The organism is Pseudoroseomonas cervicalis ATCC 49957 (genome assembly GCF_000164635.1).
Taxonomy (GTDB): domain Bacteria; phylum Pseudomonadota; class Alphaproteobacteria; order Acetobacterales; family Acetobacteraceae; genus Pseudoroseomonas; species Pseudoroseomonas cervicalis.
The window spans coordinates 104,037-113,095 of the sequence record NZ_GG770782.1; the positions used below are offsets into that span (position 1 = coordinate 104,037).

General features: G+C 71.3%; 9 protein-coding genes. 1 reads left to right on the forward strand and 8 read right to left on the reverse strand.

Annotated elements, in window-relative coordinates; all coding sequences use genetic code 11:
- Nucleotides 1–62: 62 nt before the first annotated feature.
- The 8 genes from HMPREF0731_RS16915 to HMPREF0731_RS16950 all read right to left on the reverse strand — a co-directional run bounded on the left by HMPREF0731_RS16915 (nucleotide 63) and on the right by HMPREF0731_RS16950 (nucleotide 7,803).
- Nucleotides 63–935: a manganese catalase family protein gene (locus tag HMPREF0731_RS16915; protein WP_007005396.1), complete on the reverse strand. Its 873-nt coding sequence runs from the start codon at nucleotides 933–935 to the stop codon at nucleotides 63–65.
- 109 nt (nucleotides 936–1,044) lie between these two features.
- Nucleotides 1,045–1,917 carry an aldose epimerase family protein gene (locus HMPREF0731_RS16920; protein WP_007005397.1) on the reverse strand — a complete coding sequence of 291 codons (873 nt, stop codon included), beginning with the start codon at nucleotides 1,915–1,917 and terminating at the stop codon, nucleotides 1,045–1,047.
- A 55-nt stretch (nucleotides 1,918–1,972) separates the two neighbouring features.
- On the reverse strand, nucleotides 1,973–2,962 hold the full coding sequence (locus HMPREF0731_RS16925) for a Bug family tripartite tricarboxylate transporter substrate binding protein (RefSeq protein ID WP_007005398.1): 990 nt from the start codon (nucleotides 2,960–2,962) through the stop codon (nucleotides 1,973–1,975).
- A 32-nt stretch (nucleotides 2,963–2,994) separates the two neighbouring features.
- A complete protein-coding gene (locus HMPREF0731_RS16930; RefSeq protein WP_245538353.1) occupies nucleotides 2,995–3,804 on the reverse strand; it encodes a sugar phosphate isomerase/epimerase family protein in 810 nt (269 codons plus the stop codon).
- Nucleotide 3,805: 1 nt separating this feature from the next.
- On the reverse strand, nucleotides 3,806–4,978 hold the full coding sequence (locus HMPREF0731_RS16935; RefSeq protein ID WP_007005400.1) for a dihydrodipicolinate synthase family protein: 1,173 nt from the start codon (nucleotides 4,976–4,978) through the stop codon (nucleotides 3,806–3,808).
- A 3-nt stretch (nucleotides 4,979–4,981) separates the two neighbouring features.
- Complete coding sequence (locus tag HMPREF0731_RS16940; RefSeq protein WP_007005401.1) at nucleotides 4,982–6,136, reverse strand: Gfo/Idh/MocA family protein; 1,155 nt, start codon at nucleotides 6,134–6,136, stop codon at nucleotides 4,982–4,984.
- A 190-nt stretch (nucleotides 6,137–6,326) separates the two neighbouring features.
- Nucleotides 6,327–6,953, reverse strand: a complete 627-nt coding sequence (locus tag HMPREF0731_RS16945) for a TetR/AcrR family transcriptional regulator (protein ID WP_007005402.1) — start codon at nucleotides 6,951–6,953, stop codon at nucleotides 6,327–6,329.
- Between the two features lie 115 nt (nucleotides 6,954–7,068).
- Nucleotides 7,069–7,803, reverse strand: a complete 735-nt coding sequence (locus HMPREF0731_RS16950; protein WP_007005403.1) for an aspartyl/asparaginyl beta-hydroxylase domain-containing protein — start codon at nucleotides 7,801–7,803, stop codon at nucleotides 7,069–7,071.
- 331 nt (nucleotides 7,804–8,134) lie between these two features.
- On the opposite strand from HMPREF0731_RS16950, the gene HMPREF0731_RS16955 reads away from it, so the two are divergent.
- On the forward strand, nucleotides 8,135–9,019 hold the full coding sequence (locus tag HMPREF0731_RS16955; protein WP_007005405.1) for an HpcH/HpaI aldolase/citrate lyase family protein: 885 nt from the start codon (nucleotides 8,135–8,137) through the stop codon (nucleotides 9,017–9,019).
- Nucleotides 9,020–9,059: the final 40 nt, after the last annotated feature.

The window sequence follows — 9,059 nt, forward strand, 5'->3', positions numbered from 1 at the left end:
CCCCCGGCCGAAGCGGCGGGCGGGCGGGTGGGGGGCAGGGCCGCCTGGCCCTGCCAGCGGCCTCAGCCGGCGGCGGGCTTGCCGATCTGCCTGGCCTGCGCGCCAGACCCCTCGCGGGCCGGGCCCAGCACCGGCTCCTCGCCCATCGGCGTGTTCTGCATGGTGCTGAAGCTGCCCTTGCCGTCCAGCGACGGGCCCTGGGTGTGGCGGCCATCCGGTGGCAGCGCGCCGCCCACCTCGGTGCCGAAGAAGACGTAGCTGAACTCGCCACGCTCCTGGCCCTGGTCGAAACTGTCCGGGATCGGCAGCGCGGCGGCGCCGCCCAGCTCCTCGATCGCGGCCAGCCATTGCTGCTGGTGCATGGTGTCGCGCGCGATCAGGAAGCTCAGCATGTCCTTCATGCCGGGATCATGCGCGGCGTTGAACAGGCGCACCGCCAGCGTCCGTCCGGTCGCCTCGGCCGTGACATTGGCATACATGTCGGCGGCGAGATTGCCGCTGGCATAGACATGCGAGCAGTCGAAGGGCACGCCATCCGCATTGGTCGGCATGGCGGCGAGGCCGGTGGAGAGCAGGTGTCGTTGCAGCATGCCCTCGACCACATGGCGCGGCCGCTCGCCGCCCATCACCGCATTGACCACCGGATTGGCCGCGGCGGTGCTTTCCTGCAGCGAGAGCGGCGCCTTGTCGAGATTCAGCGCGACGGCGGTGGCCAGCATCTCGATATGGCCGATCTCCTCGGTCGCCGTGTGCAGCAGCATGTCGCGATACTTGGTGTCGGGACCGCGGGCGCCCCAGGCCTGAAAGAAATACTGCAGGCAGACGCGGATCTCGCCCTCGACACCGCCGATCGCCTGCTGCAGCTGGCGCGCGAACAGCGGATCGGGCGTTTCGACGCGAACCGGGTATTGCAGGCGCTTGTCGTGGAAATACATGGGGGCTCCTCGGGAATCGAGGCACGAGCTGGAAGTTTTCCAGGCTGTGCCGACGGCGACCAAACGGGCAGCGCCTTGCGGGTTCCCGGAAATTTCCGCGACAGGCGTCTCAGCCGCGCGGCGGCAGCGCCTCGAAGCGCAGGCGGTGCCGCGCCGTGCCGCCCGGCGGCAGAAGCCGCATCGAGGGCTTTTCCGTGATCTCGCCAGCGAAGTCCTCCGGGTCGCCATGCCCCGTCCAGGCTTCGAGGCAGAGGAAGCCCGCGCCCGGCAGCGACCACAGCGCGAGATGCGGGAAATCCCACAAGCGCAGGCGCAGCCGCCCGGCCGCGCCGCGATCGAGCAGGACGCTGCGGCTGTCGAGATGGAGGAAGCACAACGCTTCCTCGGCCAGCAGGGCCGGGCTCAGCGGCAGCACGCGCCCCTGCAACGGCACCGGGCGGCGGCGGGCGGAAAAGAGGCCGCCCGGCGCGATGACCGGAACCGAGGGTGTTTCTGCCGCCGAAAACCGCAGGCTCTGGCCCGGCTGCGCCGGATCCCACAGGAAGCCCGGATGCAGGCCGAGCGCATAGGGCAGCGCCTCGTCGCCCGGATTGTCGAGGCGGAAGCCGACCGAAAGGCTATCGTCCGTGATCCGGTAGCGCAGCGCGAGGCGGAAGGCGAAGGGGAAGTGGCGCCGCGTCGCCGCGCTGTCCTGCAGCAGCAGGAGCGCGCTGTCCGCGCGGTGCGAGAGCAGGCGGAAGGGCTGTGCGGCGGCGAAGCCATGCACGCCCATCGGATAGGCCTGGCCGCGATGGCGGATCTCGGCGCCGCGGCACCAGCCGACGGTCGGGAACAGCACCGGCGCGCTTTGCGGCCAGGAGGCGGCATCGCCGGGCCAGAGCAACTCCTGCCCGCCGACCTGCCAGGAGCGCGGCTCCGCGCCCGTCAGCGCCAGGCGCAGCCGGGCCGCGCCATGGCGCAATTCGATCCCATCCTGCCGCATCGCCGCCCTCCGCAGGGCGGCATGCGATGGCGGCGGCGGCGCGGTCAAGCCCCGCCTAGTTCACGGTGATCTTGCCCTCGGTGACGACGCGGCTCCATTTGGCGCTTTCGCTGTCCATGTAGCGGCGCAGCTCCTCGGGGCTGGAGCTGCGCGCATCGGCGCCGGCCGCCGCCAGTCGCTCCTGCACAGTGCCGTTGGCGAGGGCTGCCAGCACCGCCTGGTTCAGCCCGGCCAGCACGGCGGGCGGCGTGCCGGCGGGCGCCATGATGGCACCCCAGGAGGAGGCCTCGGCCGCCGGCAGGCCGATCTCGGCCATGGTCGGCACCTCGGGCAGCAGGGCGTTGCGGCGCGCGCCGGTCACCGCCAGCACCTTCACCGTGCCGGCCTGGATCTGGCCGATGGCAGAGGGCAGCTGGTCCAGCATCAGCTGCACATTGCCGGCGATGGTGTCGTTCAGCGCCGGCGCGCTGCCGCGATAGGGCACGTGCTGGATGTCGAGCCCGCCCACCAGCTTGAACAGCTCCGCCACCATATGCGTCGAGGAGCCGGAGCCGGCCGAGCCATAGGCGAGCTGCCCCGGCTTGCTGCGGGCCAGCGCCACCAGCTCCTGCGCCGTGGCGACGGGCAGCGCCTTGTTCACCACCAGCACATGGTCGGTGGAGAAAGCCATGGAGATCGGCGCCAGAGCCTGGCGCGGATCGAAGCCCATGGTCTTGTAGAGGAAGGGGTTGATGGTCAGCGTGCCGGTGGTGGCCATGACGATGCTGTGGCCGTCGGGCGCGCTGCGCACGACATTCTCCATGCCGATATTGCCGCCCGATCCGGTGCGGTTCTCCACCACCACCGGCTGGCCGAGCGTGCCGGTCATATGCTCCCCCAGCACGCGCGCCACGACATCCGTGGCGCCGCCGGCGGGGAAGGGAACAACGAAGCGCACCGGATGGCTGGGCTTCCAGCCCGGCGCCGCGGCGCGCACCAGCCCGGGCGCCGCCAGCAGCGGCACGCCGAGCAAACCGACAGAAAAATGGCGGCGGGACAGTGACATGCGGATTTCCTCCCTGCGCGCCCGGCCTGTCTTCAGCAGACCGTGGCGTGACGTTCCTTCATGATGGCCAGGACCTCGTCCGGATCCCGTTTCCACCAGGCATGCGAGAGCAGTTCGATCTCGGCGCAGCCGCGATAGCCCGTGGCCTCGACCATGGCGCGGATGGCGGGGATGTCGATGACGCCCTCGCCCGGCATGCCGCGGTCGAAGACCAGATCGGTGGTCGGCACCTTCCAGTCGCAGAGATGGAAGCCGGCGATGCGCGAGCCCGCGCGCGCCACCTGCCGCGCCAGATCCGGATCCCACCAGACATGGTAGACATCGAGCGCGACGCCCGCGCCCTCGCCGAGCTCGTCGCAGAGGTCGAGCGCCTGGCCGATTGTGGAGAGCACGCTGCGATCGGCGCAGGTCATCGGGTGCAGCGGCTCCAGCGCCAGCGTCACGCCGGCGGCGCGCGCCTCGGGCAGGATGGCATGCAGGCCCTCGCGCACCATCTCCCGCGCGCCGGGCAGGTCCTTGGAGCCGGGCGGCAGCCCGCCGCAGACCAGCACCAGGCATTCGGCGCCGATCGCCTGCGCCTCGCCGATGGCGCGGCGATTGTCCTCGATGGCGGCGAGGCGCCCGGCGCGGTCGGCGGCCGGGAACATGCCGCCGCGGCAGAGGCCGGAGACGCGCAGCCCGGCATCGCGGATGCGCCGCGCCGCCTGGCCCACGCCCATGGCCTGCAGCACGTCGCGCCAGGGCGAGATGCCGGGAATGCCGTGCCGCGCGCAGCCCTCGATGCAGGCGGCGAGATCCCACTTCTCCTTGACGCTGACGGTGTTCAGCGAGAGCGGATACATCTCACGCCACCCCATGGGTCGCCAGCAGCGCCCGCATGCGGGTGACCGCCATCTCCGGATCCCGCAGCAGCCCCGCCTTGTCGGCGAGCCGGAAAAGCTCAGAAAAGTGCTGGAGGGAGCGGGCGGATTGCTGGCCGCCGACCATGACAAAATGGTCCTGGTGGCCGTTCAGCCAGGCCATGAACACCACGCCGGTCTTGTAGAAGCGCGTCGGCGCCTGGAAGATGTGGCGCGACAGCGGCACGGTGGGCGCCAGGATCTCGTGGAAGGTGCTGAGGTCGTTGCGTGACAGGCTGGCCAGCGCGCCGCCCACCGCCGGGGCGATCGGGTCGAAGATGCCGAGCAGCGCGTCGGAATGGCCATCCTCGTCACCGGCGATCAGCTCGGCGTAGTTGAAGTCGTCGCCGGTGTACATGCGCACCCCACCCTGGCCGTTCTTCGGCAGGCGGCGGCGCATGGCGATCTCCTTGTCCTTGTCGAGGAGGGAGATCTTCACGCCATCGACCTTGTCGGCATGGGCCGCGATGACGTCGAGCGCCACCTGCATCGCCGCGTTGTGGTCGTGATGGCCCCAATAGCCTTCCAGGGCAGGGTCGAACATCTCGCCCAGCCAGTGGATGATCACCGGCTGCCTCACCTGCGACAGCACGCGGGCATAGACACGCTCGTAATCGGCGGGGGAGCGCGCGGCGCGGGCCAGGGCGCGGGAGGCCATCAGGATGATGCGGCCGCCCATGGCCTCCACCGCCGCGCATTGCTCCTCATAGGCGCGGATGACGTTGTCGATGGTGACGTCCGGCCCCGGCGCCAGATGGTCGGTGCCGGCGCCGGAGGCCATGCTGGCCTCGGGGAAATCCCGCAGGGCGTCGAGCGAGCGGCGGATCAGCTGCTGCGCCGAGGTCCAGTCCAGCCCCATGCCGCGCTGCGCGGTGTCCATCGCCTCGGCCACACCGAGGCCGAGCGACCAGAGGTGGCGGCGGAAGGCGATGGTGCGGTCCCAGTCGATCTTGGCGTCCAGCCAGGGATCCTGCGCCGCCAGCGGATCGGCCACCACATGGGCGGCGGCCAGCGCGATGCGTGGGAAGGGGGGCGTGGCGCGGGCGAAGTCGCGCGGCGGGCTGGTGCGGAATTCCTCCAGCGTGCCGGCGGCGGTGGGCAGGGTGATGGCGGGCACCGCTCAGGCCTCCAGCCGCGGCAGGTCGACCCAGCGGCGCTCGGTCCAGGATTGCAGCGCGGCCTCGGCCAGCTGCACGCCCTTGGCGCCGGCGAGAAGGTTCCAGGGGTAGTCGGGGATCTCGCCCACGACATGCTTCAGGAACATCTCCCATTGCAGGCGGAAGCCATTGGGGTAGGCGGTGGTGTCCGGCACCTCCTCCCAGCCGGCGTAGAAATCGATGCCCTGGGGCTGGTCGGGGTTCCAGACCGGCTTCGGCGTGTTGACGCGCGCCTGGGTGCGGCAGCGTGTCAGCCCGGCGACGGCGCTGCCATGGGTGCCGTCGACATGGAAGGTGACGAGGTCGTCGCGGCGGACCCGCGTCACCCAGCTGCTGTTGATCTGCGCGATGATGCCGCCGGCCAGCTGGAAGGTGCAGTAGGCGGCGTCGTCGGCATCCGCCGCATAGGGCATGCCATCCTCGGCGATGCGGCGCGGGATATGGGTGGCGCCGAGGCAGGAGACGCTCTCGACCTCGCCGAAGATGTTGTCGAGCACGTAGCGCCAGTGCGGCAGCATGTCGAGGATGATGCCGCCGCCATCGGCCTTGCGGTAGTTCCAGGAGGGGCGCTGGGCGGGCTGCAGATCGCCCTCGAACACCCAGTAGCCGAACTCGCCGCGCACCGAGAGGATTTTTCCGAGGAAGCCGCTGTCGATGACCATCTTCAGCTTGCGCAGCCCGGGCAGGAAGAGCTTGTCCTGCACGATGCCGTTCTTCACGCCGGCCTGCTCGGCGCGGCGGGCGAGGTCGAGCGCGTCCTGCAGGTTCTCGGCCGAGGGCTTCTCGCAGTAGATGTGCTTGCCGGCGGCGATGGCCTGGCGGATCAGCCCGGCGCGCATCGAGGTGGCGGCGGCGTCGAAGAAGATCTCGTCCTCGGCGGCGGCGAGCGCGGCCTCCAGGTCGGTGGTCACGCGGGTGATGTTGTGGGCGCGGGCCAGCGCCTCCAGCTTCTCACGGTTGCGGCCGACCAGGATGGGGTCGGGCATCAGCCGGTCGCCATTGGCCAGGCGCACCCCGCCATCCTGCCGGATCGCGGCGATGGAGCGGATCAGGTGCTGGTTCATGCCCATGCGGCCGGTGACACCGTTCATGACGATGCCGATGCGGCGGTCTGCCATCTTGTCGTTTCCCCTCTCTTCCGGTGGTCGCGCCACCGGAAAGGTAACCATGTGGTTACCCTGCGCCGCGCAGAGGGGCTGCGTCAAGCGGCCCGACGCATTTCATAACTGATTAGTTACTGATGGCGGGGTCCGGGGAGGCCCTGCCTCCCCGGCGGGGGTGCGGGGGCGGCGCCCCCGCGTCGCGCCGTCAGGCGCGCAGATAGCCGAGGACGACGTCGATGCAGTGGGTTTCGCGGGTGGCCAGGGCGGCCTCTTCCCCCAGCCCCGCCCCGAAGATGGTGGAGAGGGTATGGAGGTTCGCCACGTAGAAATGCCCGAGGGCGACGATGGTGACGTAGAGCTGCAGCGGGTCAACGCCGCGGCGGAAGGCGCCGCTGGCCTCGCCGCGGGCCAGGACGGCGCGCAGCGTCTCCAGCAGCGGGGAGTAGAGCGCTCGCACCCGCGCGCTCTGCTTCAGGTATTGCGCCTGATGCAGGTTCTCCTGGTTCAGCAGGGCCACGAATTCCGGATGCGCGGCGGTGTAGCGCAGGTTGAAGCGCACCAGCTGGGCCATGGCCTCGGCGGGGGGCAGGGCGTCGACGTCCAGCGCCCGCTCCTCCTCCCGCTTGGCGGCGTAGGCGCCTTCCAGCACGGTAAGCCAGAGCTCCTCCTTGCTGCCGAAATAGGCGTAGAGCATGCGCTTGTTGGCATCGGCGCGGGCGGCGATCTCGTCCACCCGGGCGCCGGCCAGGCCGAGCCGCGCGAATTCCGCCCGCGCCGCCTCCAGGATGCGCTCGCGGGTGGCGATGGCGCGGGGGGAGCGCGGCTGCTTCACCGCGGGGCGGGTGGGGGGCGAGGCGGGCTGGTCCAGGGGGGCTCTCCATCGGGCCGGTCCCTGCCGGGTTCGCGTCTGGCGCGCTCCGCGTCAAGTCTTGGCCGGTGGAGGGGCGTCAGGCGAAGGCGCCCTGGCGCAGCGGCGCGGGGGGCGCGAAGCGCGGCGCCGAGACGTCGAGCGGGTTGCGCAGCGACAGGCCCGGATCCGGATAGTAGTCGACGAAGAGGTTGATGCGGTCGGCCCTGCCCTTGTTGCGGACGGAGTGGCGGAGGCGGTTGTTGAAGTCGTAGGCGTGGCCCTTGAGCATGGTGAACTTGCGGCCGTCGATCTTGTATTCGACGCTCGGCGTGCTGCTCAGCGAGACGTGGATGCGGTGGGCGCGGGCGGCCATGGGCTGGCCGTCGACATGCGGCGCGATGGTGGCGCCGCCGCGCAGCCGCACCAGGGCCAGGCGCGTCACCACGCCATGCGGCTTGCGCAGCGGGGCGATGGCCTGGCGCACCACCGGCTCCAGCACCGCCTGGAAGCGCCGCCAGTCGGGCATGGTGTAGACCGGCCAGAGATCGGTGTCCTCGCGGGCGATGGGCATGTAGGGCGCGGGGTCAAGGCCCTTCTGCTTCGCCCAGACGAAGACCAGGTCCTCGAAATGCTGCAGCCCGGTGCCGCTGGCCGAGGGGTGCCATTCGGTCTTCATCAGGATGTTGTCGGTGGCCGAGTGGACCCCGGCGGCCAGCGCCTCCTGGCGGAAGGTGTTGCCGGTCCAGTCGGCCTCGGTCAGCCCGGCCACCACCTCGAGCAGGCCGGAGACATCGACGGGACCGAGGTCGCGCAGCGGGGCACCGAAATCCATGGCGATCTCCTTCCGGATGCAGGCGCGCGCGGGCGGCCCCGCTTGCCGGAGCCGTGGGGGCTCCCGAAAGCGTGAAATCCAGCGTCCCGAAGCGCAGAAATAAATCTGACGTAATTTTGCTTCCGGTCGGATCGACTTGATCCTGTGCCGGTCAATAGTGGGCGGATTCTTGGAGCGGCGCGGCATTTCCTGGAATGCGGCTTTGGCGAATAGCCGATATCGCTCGAAATGATACCGATCGGTATTGCAGCCCGCGCCGTGTCCGGCGGCCGCCCTTCACAGCCCGCCCGGCACGGGGGAGAGTGGCGCATCCCGGGAGAAGGAACGCCGCATGACCGCCCCCACGCCCCAGCCCGCGCCGCTGCCGCGCTGGCGCTCGCTGCTTTTCGTCCCGGCGCATGTGGAGCGCTTCCTGGCGCGCGCGCATGAGCGGGGGGCGGATGGCATCATCCTCGACCTCGAGGACGCGGTGCCGCCGCCGGAGAAGGCAGCGGCGCGGCAAGGGCTGGAGGCCAGCATCCCGGCGCTGGCGGCGCGCGGGCCGGCGGTGCTGGTGCGGGTCAACCAGGGGCTGCGGGCGCTGGCGGCCGATCTGGAGGCGGCGGTGCGCCCGGGCCTGTCCGGCCTGGTGCTGCCCAAGGTGGAGGAGCCGGGCCTGCTGCGCCACATCGCCGCCGCGGTGGGCGAGCTGGAGGCCGAGCGCGGCATCGCCCCTGGCACGGTGCGGCTGCTGCTGCAGATCGAGACCCCGGCGGCGCTGTTCCACCTGCCGGCCATCGCGGGGGCCGATCCGCGCATCGCGGCGATGATGCTGGGGCCGGAGGATTTCTGCGCGGCGCTCGGCGCCGTGCCGGGGCCGGGCGCGCTGCTCGGGCCGAACCTGGCCGTGCTGGCGGCGGCGCGGGCGGCCGGGCTGCTGCCGATGGGCTTCGTCGGCAGCATCGGCCAGTTCGCCGATCTGGAGGCGTTCCGCCGCACCATCGCCGAGGCGCGGCAGCTCGGCTTCCGCGGCGCGCTGGCGGTGCATCCGGCGCAGGTGGCCATCATGAACGAGGTGTTCGCGCCCTCGGCCGAGGAGGTGGAGTGGGCGCGGCGCGTGGTGGCGGGCGATGCGGCGGCGCGGGCCGAGGGGCGCGGCGCCTTCCAGCTCGACGGGCGGATGATCGACCCGCCGGTGGTGCGGCGGGCCGAGGAGATCCTGGCGCTGGCCGGCTGAGCCGGTTCAGCCGGCGCGGGGGCGGCGCATCCGGCGGCGC